This window comes from Mesorhizobium sp. WSM4816, from assembly GCF_055811535.1.
Genome location: NZ_JBVVQR010000106.1, coordinates 1 through 628 on the forward strand (window position 1 = coordinate 1; position 628 = coordinate 628).

Here is a 628-nt window from a genome sequence, read left to right on the forward strand (position 1 = left end):
GCGTCGCGGCAATAGGCGTCGGCGCCGACGGCCTTGCCGAATTCCTCGTTGAGCGGGGCGCCGCCGACCAGCACGACGTAGTCGTCGCGGATGCCCTTTTCCTTCATCGTGTCGATGACGACCTTCATGTAGGGCATGGTCGTCGTCAGCAGCGCCGACATGCCGATGATGTCAGGCTGGTGCTGTTCGATGGCGTCGAGGTATTTTTCCACCGCATTGTTGATGCCGAGGTCGATGACGTCGAAGCCGGCGCCCTCCATCATCATGCCGACAAGGTTCTTGCCGATATCGTGGATGTCGCCCTTGACGGTGCCGATCACCATCTTGCCCTGCTTCGGCGCGCCAGTGGCGACAAGCAGCGGACGCAGGATGAACATGCCCGCCTTCATCGCGTTGGCCGACAACAGCACTTCCGGCACGAACAGGATGCCGTCGCGAAAATCCTCGCCGACGATGCGCATGCCTTCGACCAGTGCCTCGGTCAGCACCTTGTAAGGCGCCCAGCCGCGCTCGAGCAGGATGTTGGTGCCTTCCTCGATCTCTTCCTTCAGCCCGTCATAAAGGTCGTCGTGCATCTGCTGCACGAGTTCGTCGTCGGAAAGCTCGGAAAGGATGATCTCGTCGTCGG

1 protein-coding gene is annotated in these 628 nt (G+C 61.3%); it reads right to left on the reverse strand.

The features are described from left to right. Nucleotides 1-628: corrinoid protein (locus AC0L3H_RS33000; protein ID WP_473588252.1), on the reverse strand; the 628-nt coding region annotated here is incomplete at both ends.